General features: G+C 69.8%; 16 protein-coding genes. 12 read left to right on the top strand and 4 right to left on the bottom strand.

Annotated features, from left to right (window positions below; all coding sequences use genetic code 11):
- Positions 1-278: 278 nt before the first annotated feature.
- Both D7W79_RS09905 and D7W79_RS09900 read left to right on the top strand, forming a co-directional pair.
- On the top strand, positions 279-803 hold the full coding sequence (locus tag D7W79_RS09905; RefSeq protein WP_120525106.1) for a GNAT family N-acetyltransferase: 525 nt from the start codon (positions 279-281) through the stop codon (positions 801-803).
- A 179-nt stretch (positions 804-982) separates the two neighbouring features.
- On the top strand, positions 983-2,212 hold the full coding sequence (locus D7W79_RS09900) for an AAA family ATPase (RefSeq protein WP_120525105.1): 1,230 nt from the start codon (positions 983-985) through the stop codon (positions 2,210-2,212).
- A gap of 6 nt (positions 2,213-2,218) precedes the next feature.
- Here D7W79_RS09900 and D7W79_RS09895 read toward each other — a convergent pair whose 3' ends face one another.
- Both D7W79_RS09895 and D7W79_RS09890 read right to left on the bottom strand, forming a co-directional pair.
- Positions 2,219-2,968 carry a heme oxygenase-like domain-containing protein gene (locus D7W79_RS09895; protein WP_120525104.1) on the bottom strand — a complete coding sequence of 250 codons (750 nt, stop codon included), beginning with the start codon at positions 2,966-2,968 and terminating at the stop codon, positions 2,219-2,221.
- Positions 2,965-4,704, bottom strand: a complete 1,740-nt coding sequence (locus tag D7W79_RS09890; RefSeq protein WP_147441869.1) for a PilZ domain-containing protein — start codon at positions 4,702-4,704, stop codon at positions 2,965-2,967. The genes D7W79_RS09895 and D7W79_RS09890 overlap by 4 nt, the downstream gene beginning before the upstream one ends.
- Positions 4,705-4,971: 267 nt before the next feature.
- On the opposite strand from D7W79_RS09890, the gene D7W79_RS09885 reads away from it, so the two are divergent.
- The 9 genes from D7W79_RS09885 to D7W79_RS09845 all read left to right on the top strand — a co-directional run bounded on the left by D7W79_RS09885 (position 4,972) and on the right by D7W79_RS09845 (position 14,772).
- The gene (locus D7W79_RS09885) at positions 4,972-5,412 is read left to right on the top strand and encodes a hypothetical protein (RefSeq protein WP_120525102.1); all 441 of its coding nucleotides are present in this window, start codon (positions 4,972-4,974) and stop codon (positions 5,410-5,412) included.
- Between the two features lie 202 nt (positions 5,413-5,614).
- Positions 5,615-7,099, top strand: coding sequence for a CoA-acylating methylmalonate-semialdehyde dehydrogenase (gene mmsA, locus D7W79_RS09880; RefSeq protein WP_120525115.1), 1,485 nt, complete (start codon positions 5,615-5,617; stop codon positions 7,097-7,099).
- A gap of 83 nt (positions 7,100-7,182) precedes the next feature.
- Positions 7,183-8,436, top strand: a complete 1,254-nt coding sequence (locus D7W79_RS09875; RefSeq protein WP_120525101.1) for a GTP cyclohydrolase II — start codon at positions 7,183-7,185, stop codon at positions 8,434-8,436.
- Positions 8,429-9,637: a URC4/urg3 family protein gene (locus D7W79_RS09870; protein WP_120525100.1), complete on the top strand. Its 1,209-nt coding sequence runs from the start codon at positions 8,429-8,431 to the stop codon at positions 9,635-9,637. Before D7W79_RS09875 ends, D7W79_RS09870 begins: the two co-directional genes overlap by 8 nt.
- A 21-nt stretch (positions 9,638-9,658) precedes the next feature.
- Positions 9,659-10,294 carry a uracil phosphoribosyltransferase gene (gene upp / locus D7W79_RS09865; RefSeq protein WP_120525099.1) on the top strand — a complete coding sequence of 212 codons (636 nt, stop codon included), beginning with the start codon at positions 9,659-9,661 and terminating at the stop codon, positions 10,292-10,294.
- Between the two features lie 64 nt (positions 10,295-10,358).
- Positions 10,359-11,120 carry a S1 family peptidase gene (locus D7W79_RS09860; protein WP_158616934.1) on the top strand — a complete coding sequence of 254 codons (762 nt, stop codon included), beginning with the start codon at positions 10,359-10,361 and terminating at the stop codon, positions 11,118-11,120.
- A 107-nt stretch (positions 11,121-11,227) separates the two neighbouring features.
- Entirely contained in the window at positions 11,228-12,661 is a 1,434-nt protein-coding gene (locus D7W79_RS09855) for a DUF8814 domain-containing protein (protein ID WP_120525097.1), read from the top strand.
- Between the two features lie 63 nt (positions 12,662-12,724).
- Positions 12,725-13,483 (top strand): class I SAM-dependent methyltransferase, encoded by a 759-nt coding sequence (locus D7W79_RS09850; RefSeq protein WP_120525096.1) that lies wholly within the window; start codon positions 12,725-12,727, stop codon positions 13,481-13,483.
- A complete protein-coding gene (locus D7W79_RS09845; RefSeq protein ID WP_120525095.1) occupies positions 13,483-14,772 on the top strand; it encodes a CapA family protein in 1,290 nt (429 codons plus the stop codon). Before D7W79_RS09850 ends, D7W79_RS09845 begins: the two co-directional genes overlap by 1 nt.
- Positions 14,773-14,925: 153 nt before the next feature.
- On the opposite strand, the gene D7W79_RS09840 is transcribed toward D7W79_RS09845, so the two are convergent.
- Positions 14,926-16,227 carry a chloride channel protein gene (locus D7W79_RS09840; RefSeq protein ID WP_120525094.1) on the bottom strand — a complete coding sequence of 434 codons (1,302 nt, stop codon included), beginning with the start codon at positions 16,225-16,227 and terminating at the stop codon, positions 14,926-14,928.
- Positions 16,228-16,448: 221 nt separating this feature from the next.
- On the opposite strand from D7W79_RS09840, the gene D7W79_RS09835 reads away from it, so the two are divergent.
- Complete coding sequence (locus D7W79_RS09835) at positions 16,449-17,534, top strand: SGNH/GDSL hydrolase family protein (protein WP_120525093.1); 1,086 nt, start codon at positions 16,449-16,451, stop codon at positions 17,532-17,534.
- A 771-nt stretch (positions 17,535-18,305) separates the two neighbouring features.
- Here the strand turns inward: D7W79_RS09835 and D7W79_RS44480 are convergent.
- On the bottom strand, positions 18,306-18,561 hold a 256-nt coding region (locus D7W79_RS44480; RefSeq protein ID WP_208729681.1), incomplete at its 5' end, for a hypothetical protein.

The following is an 18,561-nucleotide window of genomic DNA, read 5'->3' as shown; positions in this document are numbered from 1 at the left end:
ACGCGCCAGGCCCTTTGACATGAAACCAGTCCCAGCGAAGCGCGGGCAGACCCCGGCGGCGCCCCGCCCGAACTGGTCCGACAGTCGGACCAGTTTGGACGACCGCGGTTCAGGGCGCCCTCGCCCCACCCGAGCCGCAGAAACCTGTCCGACAGTCGGACCAGTTTGGGAGAACCGCGGCGGCCTGTTCGGGCCCATGTCGGACGGGGGAGGTATGAGCCTGGTTGCCTGCCTGGAAGCGCCGCGCGGGACCGGGCCGTCATGCTAGAGGGCGGCGCATGAGCACGGACGTGGTGAAGCAAGCCGTCATCCGCGAGGCGCGGCCCGAGGACGACAAGACGATTGGCGAGCTGTTGGTGGAGGCCTACGTCACGCAGTACGCGAAGCTGATGCCGGAGGTCGTCTACACCGAGGAGCGCAAGGCGTTCCTGCGCGACGTCGCCTCCCGGCGCAAGGTGTGCACCATCCTCGTGGCGGAAGTGGACGGGCAGATCGCCGGCACGGTGGCCCTGTACCCGCCCAGCGCCCCCGGCACCGAGGCCTGGCTGCCCAACACGGCGGACCTGCGCGCCCTGGCCACCTCAGTGCGCTTCCAGGGGCAGGGGCTGGCCCAGCCGCTGCTCGAGGAGACGGAAGCCCTCGCGAAGCGCTGGGGCGTGGACGCCATCTCCCTCCACGTGCGCCGGGGCGCCAAGGGGGTCGCGCGCCTGTACGAGCGCCGGGGCTACCAGCGCGCGCCGGAGGGCGACATCGACCGTCTCCCGGACGTGTATCTGGAAGCGTATCTGCTGCCCATGAAGTGACGCATGTCAGGCGGGAACGCGTTCATCCGTGGATTGCGCATCCCGTCTGACGCCGGAGGGTCCGCGAAGGCTCGCGTGACCCGGGCACCGGAGGGGATCGCGCGCTGGAGTGGTGGCGTGCGCCCTGCCCCGGAAGGGGCGCCGGTCGGCACGCCGACCCCCATCCCGGTGTTCCCATCATGAAGATTCCCATTCCCGAGCAGTCGCTCGTGCTGCTCATCGGTCCCTCTGGCTCTGGCAAATCCACCCTCGCGAACGCGCACTTCCTCCCAGAGGACGTGCTGCCCGGCACGGTCGACGAAGCGAAGCTGCACGACGAGGTGGCGCGAAGGCTCAAGCAGGGCACGCTCACCGTCATCGACGGCGTGCCCCTGAGCGCCGAGTCGCGCCGTCACTACGTGACCCTGGCGCGTGAGCACCACGTCGCCCTGGTCGCGGTGGCCATGGACACGCCGGAAGCGCTCTGTCTGGAGCGCAACCGCACGCGCACCGGGTCTCACCCCAGTCCCCGAGCGCTGCGCAACCAGGTGCTGCAGCTCCAGAACGCGCTGAAGGGGCTGGCGAAGGAAGGCATCCGGCACGTGCACGCGCTCACGCCGGAGACGGTGGACGCGGTGTCGTTCGAGCACCGTCCACTCCCCAGCCACCGCCAGGACGAGCACGGGCCGTTCGACATCATCGGCGACATCCACGGGTGCTTCGACGAGCTGAAGGCCCTGCTGACGGAGCTGGGCTACACGGTCGCGCCGCGCGCGGACGGAGCCCCCGGCTTCGACGTGGGCACACCCGCCGGTCGCAAGGTCGTGTTCCTGGGCGACCTTGTGGACCGCGGGCCCGGCGTGACGGACGTGCTGCGCCTGGCGATGGGCATGGTGGAGGCGGGCACGGCGCTGTGCGTGCCGGGCAACCATGAAATCAAGTTGCTCAAGAAGCTGCGTGGCAAGGACGTGCGCGTGGGGCGCGGCCTCGCGATGACGCTGGAGCAACTGGAGCGCGAGCCGTCCGGGTTCTCCCAGGCGGTCGCCGACTTCATCGAAGCCCGCTCTCCGCACTACGTCCTGGACGACGGCCTCCTGGTGGTGGCGCACGCCGGCCTGAAGGAGCCCATGCACGGCCGGGACACCCCCGAGGTGCGCGACTTCGCCCTCTACGGCGAGACGACGGGCGAGGCGGACGCCTACGGCCTGCCGGTGCGCGCCGACTGGGCCCAGCAGTACCGGGGACCGGCGACGGTCGTGTACGGCCACACCTCCGTGCCGGAGGCCGAGTGGGTGAACAACACCGTCTGTCTGGACACGGGCTGCGTGTTCGGAGGGAAGCTGACCGCGCTGCGCTATCCGGAGAAGGAGCTCGTCTCCGTGCCCGCGCAGCGCGCGTACTGGCAGTCACGGGGCCACGCGGCCCCGTGAGGTCCTTCAGGCCGCCGCCGCGGTGACGTCGCCGCCCAGGCTCCTGCGCGCCGCCTCCAGGCAGTCGTCCAGGAAGCGCAGGTAGCAGTCCAGCCCGCGCGCGCCGAACGCCGCCAGCCGCTGGCCTTCCTCGGGGTGGGTGCTCAGGAGCCCCTCCATCATCCGCTCATTGAGCGCGGTGTGGCCCACGTCCACCTCCGCGTGCTCGCGCAGGAAGGTAAGGGAGTCCAGCGTCCCCTGTCCCAGCACCGCGCGCACGTTCGCCAGGATGCGCGGCACCAGCACCACGGCCAGGTAGCCCACCTCGTACTCGATGGCCGCCTGCCCCAGCGGCAGGTCGCCGGTGATGGCCTCGTCGTGCACCTGCCGGTACTCGCGCATGGCGGCCGTGGGCGCCTGGGCGACCAGCGCGTCCGCATCCAGCTGCTGGGCGTGGCTCTCGTTCCACCGCAACGTCAGCACGCGCGCGTCTTGAATGGTCATCAGGTGGTGGCCGGCCTCGTGCTTTGCGTGGGTGATGAGCTGCCGGCCCACCTTCTCCTGTCCCAGCGCGATGCAGCGCTCACCGGCGCCGCGGATCCATCCGTCCACGGGCTCGGTCATGTACGCGCCCCGGGCGGACCACTCGATGAGGAAGCGCGCCATCAGGTCCGGCGAGATGTCCGGCGACAGGAGCGTGCGCACGACGGGCTCCGTGTCCAGGCGGGCGCGGGTTTCCTTCGTGTGCGGCAGGTACTGCGTCTGGATGAGGCTCATGACAGCTCCTTCTGGGGGTGGGAGAGCGGACGGGGTGCCGTCTGCTCGTGGATGTGTTCAACGAATTCGGAAGCCATGTCCGCGGGGATGAGCCACAGGGCCGGCTTCGCGTCGGGTGCCGGGTCGTGCAGGCCCGCGGCCTCCACGTCGCCGGCCTCTTCGGCCAGGAAGGTGAAGCCGTCGCGGCCCCGGTGCGCGAACCAGCGGCGCGCTCCGTCCATCAGCGCCGGATAGGCCTGCTGTGCTCGCGGCGACAGCGCGAACAGCCGCACGGAGTCCAGCAGCCCGAAGGGATTGGTGCCGGGCGGCCCCGCCTCCAGGACGGCCACCGCCACCGGCTTCTCGCCCTCGCGAGCGACCAGCAGGTGCCGCTCGCGCTCCAGGCCCACGGCCTGCCAGGCCCGAGCCGCGTCCCGCAGGTCCAGCGTCTCCAGCCGCAGATCCAGCGCCTCCGCGTAGCAGGCGGGGCGGGTGAGGGCGATCCGCTCCACGAGCAGCCGCCGCTCCGCCTCCGTCGCGGGCCCCAGCTCCAGGCCCGTGACGGCCGAGGCCTGGAAATGACCGCACTCGACGTCAATCATTCGCATGGGCAGCAGCAGCGTCCGGCCCGTCGCGGCCATGCGGTCGGCGAAGCCGACGTGCGCGCGGTACGTGAAGGGCACGGTCGACTCGATGTACGCCGCGAGCCACCGGAACCCGCTGTCCCGCTGCGCGTGCTCCACGCAGTGCACGTACACGTCGCGCAGCATCTGGCCCCTGAGGCGCTCGAACCGCGTGGCGTCCTGGCGCCGCGCCAGTTGGTGCACCATCCACAGGGAGCGGTACGGCTTCATCGCGGAGAGCGTCGCCTCCACGCCGCGCTCCGAAGGCCACACCACCTCGGTGAGGACCGCTCCCATCGCGCCGGCCTGGCGGCCCAGCTCGACGAAGCTCCGCCGCCGCGCCTCGAAATCCTCCGCCGACCGGCCCGCGAGGTTGAAATACCCGGAGTCGATGAACAGCCGCCAGTGCTCGTCCACCCGCGCCCCATCGGTGCACGTCGTCGGATGGAGCGCCCGGGCCACCAGCGCCTGCCAGCGCTCCGCGTCCTCGGCGGTCAACGGCGTCACCTGGAGGCCGCACTGGAGCTCACCGTCGGCGCGGGCCCGCACATGGCGCACCTCACCCCGGAGCGACACGGCTTCGCCTCCCAGGGTGCGCAGCTCGATGGGCTGGAGCACCCGGCCCGGCGAAAGCCGCTCCCCCGTGCCCAGCCGCAGCGACAGCCCGCGCAAGGACACGTCCACCGCCTCTCGCTCCCGGCCCAGCCATCCCGGCAGCGGCAGACGCACGCGCAGGCCCGGAGGCGCGGGAGCCCGCCGGTGGGCCCGCCGGCGCACCCGGAGCAGCTGGCGCGGCAGCGGTGTCACCCACGTCCCCGGCTCCGCCGTCTCACCGGACAGGAGCATCCGGTAGACGCAGCCGTGGCCAAACACCTCCACCTCCCACGCGTCCGCGCCCGGGTCCACCGTCAGGCCGGACCAGTGGAGGCCGCCGCCTTCGGGCTCCAGCGTCTCCAGCCGCAGCGGCGACGCCGTCTCTCCCCGTCGCAGCAGCGCGGGCGAACCCAGCGCGGCGGCGGTGGCCAGGATGATGCGGATGCGCTCGGGATCGGTGACGTCCCACCGGATCTCCCATTCCAGGGCCGGTGCCTCGGACAACGGACGCAGCTGTGCGCGAGCGAATGGCGCTCCCACGATGACTCTCCAGGTGAATGACGGCGGGGGGCGCGCGAATCACCCCGGGCTCCCGTGGATCCGCGCTTGAAATGGATACGGACCCGAGCCCCCGGATGGGTCGTCGGATCCCGGGGACGCGAGCACCGGCCGTGCGGTCCGCCGCTTTCTCGTTGTCTCACCGGACAATGAAAACGCGCGAAACCCCCTGGGTTTCGTGTGACAGGCGGGTGCCGTCACGGTGGGAAAGGTGCGGACGCCCCGGGACGGGCTTACCCTGCGTACGCCATGTCCCTCCGCAAGGACTTCATCGAGCGAGCTGCCGAGCAGTTCGCCGCCGCCATCGCCAGCATCCTCAAGGCCCGGAAGGAGAAGCGGTACGCGGACGCGCGCAACCACATCCGCGACACCGCCCTCACCGTGCTGGGCATGGAGTACGGCGCGCTCGTCCTCGCGGACGCCGAGTCCACCTCCCGCCTGCTCGGCACCGCCGCGCGCACGCGGATGCTCGCGAAGCTGGTGCGCGAGGACGGCGAGCTGATGCGCGAGCAGGGCGACCCCCTCACCGCCGACTCGCGCTTCCTGCTGTCGCTGGAGCTGTACCTGGAGGCCATCTCGCTCGGCCTCAACCCGGACACCGCGGACGCCACCGCCATCGCGGAGCTGCGCACCCTCATCGATGTCACCGCGCTGTCGGAGCGGCACCAGCGGATGCTCTCCCAGGCCTGACGAGGCGCGGCGCGCACGTTCGCGCACCCGGGCCTTGGCAATCCCTGCCGTGCCCATCGGTCGGGTTTGCGACACAGCAAGCTGGGGAGATCCATTGCTTCCGATCAAGCAATGACACGGTGACGCTCCCCGCCTTGCCCTGGCTTCCAGCTTTGCGTCTATCCTTGCCGTCCATTCGTCACGCAACACCGGGGGGGTGCGCGTGTCCTTTGTTCGGTTTCCCGAGAGCGTTGTCTCTTGTCGCAACCTCGTGGGCGGAGAGTGGGTCTCTCCCGCTGGAGCGTCCGCGCAGGAGGTCCGCAGTCCCTACACAGGAGCGCTCATCGGCCGGGTGCCGCTGACGGACGCCTCCGGTGTCGCGCAGGCGGTGGAGGCCGCGAAGGCCGCCGCGCAGGGCTGGCGCGTCACCCCGCTGCGCGAGCGCACCCAATTCCTGCAACGCTTCCGCACGCTGCTGGAGGGACAGTTGGAAAGGCTTGCGCACCTGGCCGCCAGTGAATCCGGCAAGACGGTGGCGGAGGGCCGCGCGGGATTGCTCAAGGGATTGGAGGTCTGTGATTTCGCCCTGTCGCTCCAGAACCTGGATGGCGGCGCGCACCTGGAGGTGAGCCGGGGCGTCACCTGCGAGTACCGCCGCGAGCCCCTGGGCGTCGTCGTCGGCATCACGCCGTTCAACTTCCCCGCGATGGTGCCCCTGTGGCTGTTCCCCATCGCCGTCACCGTGGGCAACGCCTTCATCCTCAAGCCGTCGGAGAAGGTGCCGCTCACCGCGACCGCGCTGGGAGAGCTGATGGTGGAGGCGGGCTATCCGCCCGGCGTCTTCTCCGTCGTGCACGGCGCGAAGCCCGCGGTGGACGCGCTGCTGGAGCACCCGGACGTGAAGGCGCTGGCCTTCGTGGGCTCGTCTCCCGTCGCGCGGCACGTCTATGTGGAGGGCAGCCGCCACGGCAAGCGCGTGCTGGCGCTGGGCGGCGCGAAGAACCACCTCATCGTCGTGCCGGACGCGGATCCGGACCTCACGCCGCAGGCGGTGGTGGACTCGTTCACCGGCTGCGCGGGCCAGCGCTGCATGGCGGCCAGCGTGATGCTCGCGGTGGGTGACGTGCAGCCGTTGGTGGATGACATTGTCCGCCGGGCGGCGCGTCTGGAGGTCGGCCCGGGCATGGGCGCGCTCATCGACCGGGGCGCGGTGGACCGGCTGGAGACGGCCATCGCCAAGGCCCAGGCGGACGGCGCGCGCGTGCTGCTGGACGGGCGCGGCAAGCGGCCCGCGGGCGAGGCGTACGCGAACGGCCACTGGCTGGGGCCCACGGTGCTGGACGGCGTGCGGCCGGAGATGGAGGCCGCGCGGCGTGAGCTGTTCGGCCCGGTGCTGTCCATCGTGCGGGTGCCCACGCTGTCGGCGGCGCTCGCGGTGGAGAACGCGTCGCCCTACGGCAACGCGGCGTCCATCTTCACCACCAACGGCGCGGTGGCCCAGTCGGTGGTGGAGGGCGCCAGGGCCGGCATGGTGGGCGTGAACGTGGGCGTGCCGGTGCCGCGGGAGCCCTTCTCCTTCGGCGGCACGGGCGAGTCGAAGTTCGGCCACGGGGACGTCACCGGACCGTCGAGCCTCGACTTCTGGAGCCAGCTCAAGAAGGTGACGCGCAAGTGGTCCGCGCGCACCGACGGCTCCTGGATGAGCTGACGCCACACGCGCTGGCGTCCTCTTCAAGTCTCCCCATTCCCAGACGTCTGTCCTTTCCCGCGCCCCACAAGGAGGGTGCACCCATGGCTGACAAGAAGCCGGTCAATCACATCCGTCTCACGTCCCATCCCGACGGGCAGGTGCCCGGAGTGCCCCTGCGCTGGGGCGAATCGGAGCCGCTGCGCCGGGGGCCGGTGGTGGCCACGCTCTCCGACGCCGCGAACCGCAACGTCATCGGCACGCACTCGGGCGCGTACTCCATCTACCGCGCGCTGGCGGTGTCCGCGGGCAAGCTGCCGCAGGACCACAAGGCGGACCTGACCAACACCTCGCCCGCGGCGCAGGTGGGCCCGTATCCGTCGTGGAGCGACCCCAAGCGCATCGTGTCGCTGGACCCCTGGGGCGCGGTGGCGTCGCAGGCGTTCCGCGCCTACGCCGAGCAGGGCGTGGACTACCGGCCCACCATCGCCGTCACAAGGGCCCACATCAACATGCCGGAGGTGCGCGAGGCCATTGGCGCCGGGCGCCTCAAGGTGGACGGCGACCTGGTCGCGGCCAACGGGGACGTGAAGGTGGTGAAGGCCGCCGTGGAGCCCGTCTGGTACCTGCCTGGCATCGCGGAGCGCTTCGGCCTCACGGAGGGCGCGCTGCGCCGCGGCCTCTTCGAGCACACCGGCGGCATGTACCCGGAGCTCATCACCCGCCCGGACCTGCACGTCTTCCTGCCACCCATCGGCGGGCTGACGCTGTATGTGTTTGGGAACATCGCCTCGCTGGCGGACCGGGACGTGCCGCTGGCGGCGCGCGTGCACGACGAGTGCAACGGCTCGGACGTCTTCGGCAGCGACATCTGCACCTGCCGGCCCTACCTGGTGCACGGCATCGAGGAGGGCGTGCGGACGGCGCAGCAGGGCGGCGTGGGGCTCATCGTCTACCACCGCAAGGAGGGCCGCGCGCTGGGCGAGGTGACCAAGTTCCTGGTCTACAACGCGCGCAAGCGCCAGGAGGGCGGGGACTCCGCGGCCACGTACTTCCACCGCACGGAGTGCGTGGCGGGCGTGCAGGACATGCGCTTCCAGGAACTGATGCCGGACGTGCTGCACTGGCTGGGCATCACGCGCATCCACCGCTTCATCTCCATGAGCGACATGAAGCACGACGCCATCGTGCGCTCGGGCATTGAAATCCTGGAACGGGTGCCCATCCCGGACGGTCTGATTCCCGCGGACGCGAAGGTGGAGATGGAGGCGAAGAAGGCGGCGGGCTACTTCACGCGCGGGCCGGTGGCGGACGCGGGGGCGCTGGCGCAGGTGAAGGGAAGGGACCTCGATGCTTGACGCGATCCGGGTGCAGGAGGTGTCCCCCACGGTGGCGTGGCTGCGCAGCCCGGCGGCCATCCGCGAGCGCTGTCATCAGGTGCTGGACCTGGGGCTCGCCGGCCGTCTGGAGTACTTCAAGGTGGAGCCCTCCCGGCTGCCCACGGTGGTGGACCGGGTGCTGGCGGTGACGCACGAGGCGTACCCCCGGCTGGACATCCCGGTGCACAGCCGCTGGCGGCACTTCGACGCGGGAGGGGTGCCCAGGCTCGCGCAGCTGGAGGCGCGGCTGGCCTCGCTGCCGCCGGAGGAGCGCGCCAGGGCCAAGGTGGACCTGGGCGTGGTGAGCGTGCTGCTGGACGCGGGCAGCGGCCCGACGTGGCGCTACCAGGAGCCCGGGGGCGCCTCGTACGTGCGCTCGGAGGGGCTGGCGGTGGCGTCGCTGCGCATGTTCATGGCGGGCGGCTTCTCGTCGGACCCGGACCGGCCGCTGCGCGCGGACGCGGAGGCCCTGAGCCGCATGACGCGCGAGCAACTGGAGCGCGGCTTCCAGGTGTCGGAGTCCAACCCGCTCCTGGGCGTGGAGGGCCGGCTGCACCTGTTGCAGGGCCTGTCGCGCGTGCTGCCCAGGCCGGGGTCCATGTTCGACATGCTGGCCGCGCACCGCCGCAGCGTGCGGGCCGCGGAGGTGCTGGGCACGGTGCTGGAGGTGCTGGGCCCCATCTGGCCGGGGCGCACGACGGTGGACGGCGTGAACCTGGGGGACGTGTGGCCGCACCCGGCGCTGGGCCCACCGGGCAGCGCGGACGCGCTGGTGCCCTTCCACAAGTTGTCCCAGTGGCTGGCGTACTCGCTGGTGGAGCCGCTGGCGGAAGCGGGCGTGACGGTGACGGAGCTGGACGCGCTCACCGGCCTGCCGGAGTACCGCAACGGCGGCCTCTTCGTGGACCTGGGCGTGCTGGTGCCGCAGGACCCGCGCCTGACGATGGAAGTGTATGCCCCGGGTGACGCGCCCATCGTGGAGTGGCGGGCGCTGACGGTGGCGCTGCTGGACCGAGTGGCCGCGCTGGTGCGTGGGCGTCTGGAATTGAGCCCGGAGGAGCTGCCGCTGGCGAAGGTGCTCCAGGGCGGAACGTGGACGGCGGGACGCCGGGTGGCGGCGGAGCTGCGCCCCGGAGGCGTGCCGCCCATCCGCATCCGCAGCGACGGCACGGTGTTCTGAAAAACCAATCAAGGAGGACGCATGGACTTCCCGAACTGCACGGTGGTGGATCACCCGCTGGTGAAGCACAAGCTGACGGTGATGCGCAGGACGGACACGAGCACGGCGGCCTTCCGGGCGCTGCTGGAGGAGATCTCCCTCCTGCTCGGGTACGAGGCGTTGCGCGACCTGAAGCTGCGCGAGGAGGAGATTGAAACGCCCATGGCGCGCACCACGGGCTGGGCGCTGGACGGCAAGAAGCTGGTGCTGGTGCCCATCCTGAGAGCGGGGCAGGGCATCCTGGATGGCCTGCTCCAGCTCGTGCCCTCCGCGCGAGTGGGCCACATCGGCCTGTACCGCGACCCGGAGTCGCTGGGCGCGGTGGAGTACTACTACCGCGTGCCCGCGAACCTGGAGGACCGCGACGTCATCGTCTGTGACCCCATGCTCGCGACGGGCAACTCCGCGGTGGCGGCGCTCCAGCGCGTGAAGCGAAGCCGTCCGGGCTCCCTGCGCTTCGTGTGTCTGCTCGCGTGTCCGGAGGGCCTGACCAACCTGCGCGAGCACCACCCCGACGTGCGCGTCTTCACCGCCGCCATCGACGACAAGCTGGACTCACACGGCTACATCCTGCCCGGCCTGGGCGACGCGGGAGACCGTCTGTTCGGCACGAAGTAGCTGCGCTGGTTAATCTCGATTTGCAAGATTGACGGTGAGACGTGAATCCTTCATGTCTCACCGCATGAAGACACCACGTCTCGCGTCCGCGCTGATGGCTTTGGGGTTCCTCGCCTGTGGTGGGGACCCGATGCCCGCCGCCCAGGAGCAGGAGATCACCGGAGGAAGCCTCGCCGCCCGGTACGAGCTGCCCCATCAGGTGCGCCTCCACGTCTCGGGTGCGTTCACCTGCGGAGGCACGCTCATCCGGGCCGGCTGGGTGGTGACCGCGGCCCACTGCGTCCAGGGCGTCACGCCCGCTTCCATGCGCATCTACGCGGGCGACCTGCGGCTGGGTGCGGTGGAGGCGGACGAGCAGTACCGCGCGGTATCGCGCAAGGTGATGCACCCGTCCTACGACGGGTCGGTCCACGACGTGGCGCTCCTCGAACTCGCCCAGCCCTTCAGCCTGTCGCAGGCAATCCAGCCGCTGACGCTGCCGGATGCGCCCGCGCCCATTGGCGTCACGTACACGGCGAGCGGCTGGGGCCGCACGCAGACCGGGCCCACCTCCGATGCGCTCAAGCGCGTGAACCTGAGCGTCACCTCCACGGCCACCTGCCGCGACCTGGTGGGGAGCAGCTACGTCAGCGGCACGGTGCTGTGCACGGCGCCGCGAGCCACCGCGAACGTCTGCACGAAGGACGACGGCGGACCCCTGGCCTTCAACGGCACGCTGTATGGGATTACGAGCGGGTTCGGCTCCAGCCAGTGCGACACCTTCTCCGTGTTCACCAACGTGGCCACGTACACACCGTGGATCCGCTCTGTCATCAACGGGACGTGATGCACTGAGCCAACGCTGTTTCACGCCTTGGCTCTTGAGAACCGGGAAAGACGGATTTAAACGTTGAACGGTCTAAACGTTTTTGTCCATTTCCCGGGAGTCCAAGCATGCGCGCGTCGTGGCGGTCCACCCTGATGGCGGTGATGTTGGGCGCGGTCTTCGCGGAAGGAGTGGCGGCGGCGGAGCCCGCGACGGAAGCGCTCCGGCAGGAGACCGGCGCGCAGCGCTGGACGGAGAACCTTTCCGAGGGAACGGGCACGTCGGAGCTCGTGGGTACGCGTGAAGGGCTGCGCTACGAACCCACCGCCGTGATGCGCCGTCCTGAAGGCCTGAGCCGGCTCACGGGCCTCTTCGAGTTCCCCGCGCGCACGCTCGAGCAGCCCGTGGACACCTTCCGTCCGCGCGTCCAGGCGGCGGTGGGCCTGGGGCAGGGCGTCGAAGTGGACGTGCGAGTCCGAGTCCCCGGAGGCGCCTGGAGCGAGTGGCGCACCGCCACGGGAGACGAAGCCGTACGCCTGCCCCGCTCGGGCACGGAGGTGCAGGTGCGCCTGGCGCTCATCGCGGACGAGCGCGGCCGGGGCCCGGCGGTGCAGGGCGTGGAACTGGAGGGCTGGCGTGAAGGCACCGGCACGGAGGAGGCACTCCAGACGCTCGCGCCGCTGACCTACCGCGTCTACGCCACCCGTGAAGGCCTGGTGGGCGGCACGACGGCGAACGGCCACGTCATCAAGAGCAACGACCGTTTCGTGGCACTGCCGTCGCGGCGCGGGCTCGCGTCCAACGGAGGCTCCGAGTACCAGGTGCGCGTCTGCTATTCGAAGACGGCGAAGTGCGCGACGACGTCCGTCTGGGACGTGGGCCCGTGGAACACGAAGGACGACTACTGGAACCCGTCCAGCGTGCGCGAGATGTGGAAGACGTTGCCGCAGGGCAAGCCGGAGGCGCAGGCGGCGTACCAGGACAACTTCAACGGCGGGTTGGATCAGTTCGGCCGCCGGCCGGCGAACCCCGCGGGCATCGACATCGCGGACGGGACGTTCTGGACGGACCTGGGCATGTCGAACAACGACTGGGTGGACGTGACGTACCTGTGGACGTCCGGCGGCGGTTCGACGACGGGGCTGGTCATCGACAGCAACAACGCGAACAACGACCAGACGAAGGGCTACATCCAGCTCACGGGCTCGAGCTGGGCGTCGTCGACGAACGTGGCGGGCTACTACGGCACCAGCTACCTGGTGTCCCCGGGCGCGGCGGTGTCGGAGCCGGCGACGTTCTGGTTCTACCTCTCCGCGGCGGGAACGAAGACGGTGGACGCCTGGTGGACGGCGGCGACCGACCGCTCCACGGCAGCGCCCTTCATCATCACGAACGCGTCCGGCACGCAGCTGGCGAACGTGAAGGTGAACCAGACGCTCAACGGCGCCCGGTGGAACACGCTGGGCACGTGGAGCTTCCCGGCGGGCTGGAACAAGGTCCAGCTGAGCCGCTGGGTGACGGCGGGGACCTACGTGGTCGCGGACGCCATCCAGGTCCGTTAGGCCTCATGGACGCACCGGTAGTCCGGGCGGTAGAACGGTGACTCGTCTCCGAGGAAGCCCTGCATGGCGTCGTTGCGCACCGTGATTCCGCCCCCCGTGGAGGAGCCCCACCTCTACACGGACCTTGCCTCCTGGTGGCCGCTGTTCTCGCCACCGGAGGAGTACCTGGAGGAGGCGGAGGACCTGCTCCCCATGTTGCGCCCGGAGGCGGGCCCCGCGCGCACGATGCTGGAATTGGGGTCGGGCGGTGGAAGCCTGGCGTTCCACCTGAAGAAGCACTTCACGCTGACGCTGACGGACCGCTCGCCGGAGATGGTCGCGGTGAGCCGGGCCGTGAATCCGGAGTGCGAGCACCGGGTCGGCGACATGCGCTCCCTGCGGCTGGGACGCACGTTCGACCGGGTGATGGTGCACGACGCCATCATGTACGCGGTGGAACGGGAGGATGCGAAGGCCACGGTGCTCACGGCCGCCGCGCACTGCCGTCCGGGAGGCCGGGTGGTGCTCTTGCCGGACTGCGTGCGTGAGACCTTCGAGCCCCTCACCGAGTCCGGAGGCCACGATTCACCGGACGGGCGCGGCATGCGCTACCTCATGTGGACGTGGGATCCGGATCCGGACGACGAGACGTTCGAGACCGCGTTCGCCTATCTGCTGAGGGAAGCGGACGGAACGGTGAGCATGTCGCAGGAGCGCCACCGCTTCGGCCTGTTCCGTCGTGACGACTGGCTCGAGTGGATGCGGGAGGCCGGCATTCCCGCGACGACGCGGAGGGACCCCTGGAACCGGGAAGTGTTCATCGGGGTCCGGGAGCAGGAGTGATGCGAGGGTGGGGGGCCCTGCTGCTGTTCATCCCGTTCATGGGGATGGCCGCGCCCGCGCGAGTGGAGCTCGTCTTCGGTGGGGACGTGATTCCGCACGGTGAAGTGAAGTCGGTGGCGAAGGCCCACGCGCGAAGCGGGAACCATGACGGCTGGGACCACGTCTTCGGCCCCCTGTCGGACGTCCTGCGCACGGCGGACGTGGGCGTGGTGAACCTGGAGACGCCGGTCACGGCCAACGACAAGGCCTTCACGAAGGAGTTGGTCTTCAACGCGCCACCCGCGATGGTGCAGGCGTTGGTGAACGCCGGAGTGAAGGTGGTGTCCACGGGCAACAACCACGCAAGGGATCAGCACGTGGAGGGCCTGGTGGAGACGCTGCGTCAACTGGACGCGGTGGGGCTGCGCCACACGGGCACGGGAGCCACGAAGGACGCGGCCTGGGAGCCGGTGTTCATGGAGGTGCGAGGCCTCAAGCTGGGCTTCCTCTCCTTCACGAGGAGCCTGAACGGCTTCAGCAACCCGAAGGAAGCGGACGCGCCGCACGTGGCGTTGCTGCCCTATCCGGAGCACGTCTCACGACGAGGGCTGAAGCCGGAGGAAGCCCTGGAGAGGGTGCGGGCCGCGGCGGCGAAGTGTGACGCGCTGTTCGTGATGGGGCACTGGGGACGTGAGTACACGGAAGCGCCGAACCCCCTGGACCGGGCATTGGGGCAGGCCTTCCTGGAGGCGGGAGCCTTCGCGGTCATCGGGCACCATCCGCACGTGCTCCAGCCGCTGGAGGCCTACACGACGAAGTCCGGGCGCCGCGGCTTCATCGCCTATTCGCTGGGCAACCTGGTGGCGAACCAGGCGCGTTTCTACCGGCACGTGAAGGGGCAGCAGGGGAAGGACGGAGACAAAAGGGACACGCTGCTCCTGCGAGTCGGAGTGACAAGAGCGGAGCAAGGAGCCCCGGTGTCCCTGGCGGACGTCTCGGTCTTGCCGGTCTGGATTGAAAACAACGCCCAGGGCCGCAAGGAGAAAGCCAGGCGGAACATCCAACCGGTGCTCATCGACCGGGAGATCGAAGAGGTCTCCAGAAGGTTGGCCGCCCTGACCCTGCGAACCGCGAAGCCCGACAAGGCCACCCGAGCGGAGCAGGCCGCCCTGGAGCAGCGCCTGGCAACCGCCCGCTACCGCCGCGAGCGCATCCTGAGAATGCTGCCCACGGAGTTCCAGGTGGCCACACCCGAGCTCCGGAGGCGCGACAGCGCAGCCGTGGGACTGACGGCTCAGACCGTGCCGTGAAGCGCGAGCCGGCGTGCCCACGACCCCGTGGACGCTGTCACCCGCCAGCTCACTTGGAACCTCGCGCTCGGTCCCTGCCCGACGACACAGACGTCGAAGTCCATTGGCATTGGCCCTCCCGAGGCATGCGGCGGGCGCGTCTGCGCGGAACGCTTATGAGTCCGCCTGGGACGCCGGAGGCGCTGGTGGCTTCGGAGGCGCCGCATGCAGGTCACGCAGCGCGACCACGCGGTCCAGCAGCGGCCCACCCAGCTTCCTTCGCGCGATACGCTGGGACGGATAGATGCCCCGGTGCCCGGTGAGCAGGTACGCCACCGTGGCGACGATGGCCACGTGAGGCAGCACGGAAGCGCCCACCAGCTCCACCGCCATCAAAGACAGCGCGAGCGGCGTATTGGCCGCGGCGGCGAACAGCGCCGCCATGCCCACCGCCGCGCCCAGGTCCACCGGCAGCCCCAGCAAACGCGCGAGGACATTGCCCAGCGTCGCGCCAATGAAGAACAGCGGCGTCACCTCGCCGCCCATGAACCCCGCGCCCAGCGTCACCACCGTGAAGACGAGCTTCCACGCGAACGCGCCCCAAGGCAGCGACGCGTCCTCGAACGCGCGCAGGATGCCGGGCACGCCCAGTCCCAGGTAGTCGCTGGTGCCCGCGAGCTTCCAGAGCCCCACCACGCCCAGGCCGCCCAGCGCCATGCGCACGGGCAGCCAGGGGACGCGGCGCTCCAGGATCCGCTTCAGCCCATGCGTGCCCTCGATGAACGCCACCGCCACGCCGGCGATGCCCACCGCGAACACCAGCCACCGGGCCAGCACGGGCAGGGTCAACGCGAGCACCTGGGGTGACGGGTACGCGGTGTGGTGGATGCCCAGCCCGCGAGTCACCAGGTCGCCTACGACGGCCGCGGTGAGCGCGGGCAGGAGCGCCTCGTAGCCCAGCCGGCCCACGCACACGACCTCCAGCCCGAACACCGTGCCCGCCAGCGGCGTGCCGAACACCGAACCGAAGCCGCCCGCGATGCCCGCGGCCAGCAGCTCGCGCCGAGTGTCCGGCGTGACGCGGAAGCGCCAGGCAATCTGGTCCGCCAGGCTCGCGCCCATCTGCACCGCGGTGCCCTCACGCCCCGCGCTCCCGCCGAACAGGTGCGTGAGCACCGTGCCCAGCAGCACCATGGGCGCCATGCGCAGGGGAATCACCGCGTCCCCCGCGTGCACCGTGTCCAGCACCAGGTTGTTGCCGCCCCGGATGGACGCGCCCCACCGGCCGTACACCGCACCCACGACGAGCCCCGCCACGGGCAGCGCGTACACCAGCGACTCGTGCGCCACCCGGAACGCCGTGGCCCATTCCAGCAGCGCCAGGAACACCGCGGACGCCACACCGCACACGCCTCCCACGATGGCGCCCAGCAGCAGCCACTGACCCAACGCTCGGGCACTCCGGGAGAGGTTCATGTCCGCGCACTCTAACCGTGAAACATTGCGTCAATCCGGAGCGTCGCGTCAGCGAAAGGCACACCGCTCTGACGCGCCGTGGCGGAATTCATGTTCAACAGGCAATACATAGTGAGGAGTTAATTCTGGTCTGAGGAGTGATTCCAGAATCAAACCCGTGTACCGTGCGCGGCCTCTCCCCATTGCCGGGGCGGGAACCCCCTACCTCTTCAGGAGCCGGTATGTCCGTTCGTCGCAGCGGGCTGTCCCTCGCCGCCGTCCTCGCCGCCACCACCCTCAGTGGCACCGCGATGGCCAGCACCATCAACCAGAACACGTCGTGGACCATCAACCGTTCGGCGTCGCAGACGTACCGGGTGGTGGCGTACGGCGACTCCATCTTCGCCGGCTACAACGGCGGCATCGGCAGCGTCGCGCGCCGTGCGGCCCCGGTGGTGGAGGGTGAGTACGCGGCGAAGAAGTGGGGCACGAACGTGGAGGTCATCCGCCGCACGAAGTCCGGCGCGAAGGCGGACGACATCTACAACAACAAGATCGTCTCCGAGCGCTCGTACATGCAGGACGCCCGCACGCGCGTCGTGATGTTCGAGATGTGCGGCAACGACTACCTGCAGGCCCGCAGCGCGTTCACGGACCAGACCGGCACCTGTAACTACAGCGGCCTTCAGAACGCGCTGGCGGCGTGCACCACGTACATGGAGCGTGGCATGCAGGCCATCAACCAGTACGCGACCACCGCCAAGGTGAAGATCATCTCGAACATCTATTACCCCGGCTATGACGCGGACAACGTGCTGACGGCCTGCACGGACGCGACGACTGGCCAGAAGGTGAACAAGCAGCAGTACTTCCTGCCGCTCCTGGCGCGCAGCAACTGGCGCGCCTGCAACCTGGCGACGAAGTACGGCTTCAAGTGCGCGGACGCCTTCGCGGAGATGATGGCCGCGGACTACGACCGCAACGGTGACGGCCAGGTGGACTCCGCGGCCATCGCGTACCGCGACGGCGAGTCCGAGGACGCCTACGTGCAGCGCATCAGCGTCACCCTGCGCAGCACGCTGCGCGACGCGAACGGCCACCTGGCGAACAGCAGCACCAGCTACGACTACATCCAGTCGGACAACACGCACCCGACGTACTCGGGCTCAACCATCAGCGTGAACATCTTCTCCGGCTCCGGCTCCGGCTCTGCGGCGCCGACGTACACGGACGGCCAGGTCGTCGACGGCAAGAACCCGGACTGGAACAAGTTCGGCCACGAGCGCATGGGCTGGAGCATCTCCACGTTCGACCCCGCGACGCCGTGAGCTGAAGCGGCATCCGCAGGGCCCAGGGCCTCCGACCTCTCACCGGGTCGGGGGCCTTGTCGTGTGCGGAGCCGCACGGCGCCCAGCAGCCCGCCCGTCCGCCCACTCCAGCCACCTCTTCTCTCGTCGGAGCACAAAGGAAGCCGCCTTGCTCCACGGCCCAGCAAGCTGCTGGTGATGGGAAGGGGGGTTAACGCCTCGGAACGGCGTACTCATATCCCCGGCGGTTGGGGACGATGATCAGGCCCGGCTCAACGAGGGTTTGACGTCGCCGAACCGAAGCGTTAGACACTGGACCCCCGCGCAACGAACCGCTGGCCCCCGGGCCAGGGGAAGTCAGCGCGGGGAAGAAAAGGGTCGACGAAGGTTGTTGATCCCGAACGCGGCGAAGAGGTAGAAGCCGCGCCCCGCCCTAACGGCTCCGCAGGAAGCAACTCGGACCGCAGCGCGGGCAGAAGAAAAGGGTCGACGAAGGTTGTTGATCCCGAACGCGGCGAAGAGGTAGAAGCCGCGCCCCTCACCTCGAAGCCCGCGCACTGGCGCGGAAGGCACTTCGGGGAGAGCGCAGCACCGACAAGGAAATAGGGCAGTCAACGAGCGAGTTGACAGCGAACGCGGCGAAGAGATAGAAGCCGCGCCCCCACCGAAGAGTAGGCAGTCCGGCAGGCAACACACGGACGGCGAGCGGTGAGGGAAGCTGACAGCAAGCAGGTTGACAGGGAACGCGGCGCTGAAGTAGAAGCCGCTCCCCTTCGAAAAAATCGGCGAAAGTCACTGGACGGCGCCGACGAACTTCGAAGCAGCCCGCAGGACGCAAAAGCGAAGTTGACGCTGACTGCGAACTGAAATAGAAGCTGCAACCCCGCCGGTTGGAAAGAAACCGGCAAGCAACAAGGTCGCGACAAGCGGCTCGGTCTTTGAAAACCAAATAGCAAGCCCAAGCAGTAATGGATTGCGGAAACCCGCAGTCAATTTTTTGAGGGCATCTTCACCTTGAGAGCAGCGCTGAAAAGCGCAGCGAGAGGGA

The organism is Corallococcus exercitus (assembly GCF_003611585.1).
GTDB lineage: Bacteria > Myxococcota > Myxococcia > Myxococcales > Myxococcaceae > Corallococcus > Corallococcus exercitus.
This window is presented reverse-complemented; position numbering and strand designations above follow the sequence as displayed.

What these genes read in the sequence shown, in the direction of transcription:
- D7W79_RS09905 (WP_120525106.1), top strand. Translation starts at nt 279, where the DNA reads ATGAGCACGGACGTGGTGAAGCAAGCCGTCATCCGCGAGGCGCGGCCC.
- D7W79_RS09900 (WP_120525105.1), top strand. Translation starts at nt 983, where the DNA reads ATGAAGATTCCCATTCCCGAGCAGTCGCTCGTGCTGCTCATCGGTCCC.
- D7W79_RS09895 (WP_120525104.1), bottom strand. Translation starts at nt 2,968, where the DNA reads ATGAGCCTCATCCAGACGCAGTACCTGCCGCACACGAAGGAAACCCGC.
- D7W79_RS09885 (WP_120525102.1), top strand. Translation starts at nt 4,972, where the DNA reads ATGTCCCTCCGCAAGGACTTCATCGAGCGAGCTGCCGAGCAGTTCGCC.
- D7W79_RS09875 (WP_120525101.1), top strand. Translation starts at nt 7,183, where the DNA reads ATGGCTGACAAGAAGCCGGTCAATCACATCCGTCTCACGTCCCATCCC.
- D7W79_RS09870 (WP_120525100.1), top strand. Translation starts at nt 8,429, where the DNA reads ATGCTTGACGCGATCCGGGTGCAGGAGGTGTCCCCCACGGTGGCGTGG.
- upp (WP_120525099.1), top strand. Translation starts at nt 9,659, where the DNA reads ATGGACTTCCCGAACTGCACGGTGGTGGATCACCCGCTGGTGAAGCAC.
- D7W79_RS09860 (WP_158616934.1), top strand. Translation starts at nt 10,359, where the DNA reads ATGAAGACACCACGTCTCGCGTCCGCGCTGATGGCTTTGGGGTTCCTC.
- D7W79_RS09855 (WP_120525097.1), top strand. Translation starts at nt 11,228, where the DNA reads ATGCGCGCGTCGTGGCGGTCCACCCTGATGGCGGTGATGTTGGGCGCG.
- D7W79_RS09850 (WP_120525096.1), top strand. Translation starts at nt 12,725, where the DNA reads ATGGCGTCGTTGCGCACCGTGATTCCGCCCCCCGTGGAGGAGCCCCAC.
- D7W79_RS09845 (WP_120525095.1), top strand. Translation starts at nt 13,483, where the DNA reads ATGCGAGGGTGGGGGGCCCTGCTGCTGTTCATCCCGTTCATGGGGATG.
- D7W79_RS09840 (WP_120525094.1), bottom strand. Translation starts at nt 16,227, where the DNA reads ATGAACCTCTCCCGGAGTGCCCGAGCGTTGGGTCAGTGGCTGCTGCTG.
- D7W79_RS09835 (WP_120525093.1), top strand. Translation starts at nt 16,449, where the DNA reads ATGTCCGTTCGTCGCAGCGGGCTGTCCCTCGCCGCCGTCCTCGCCGCC.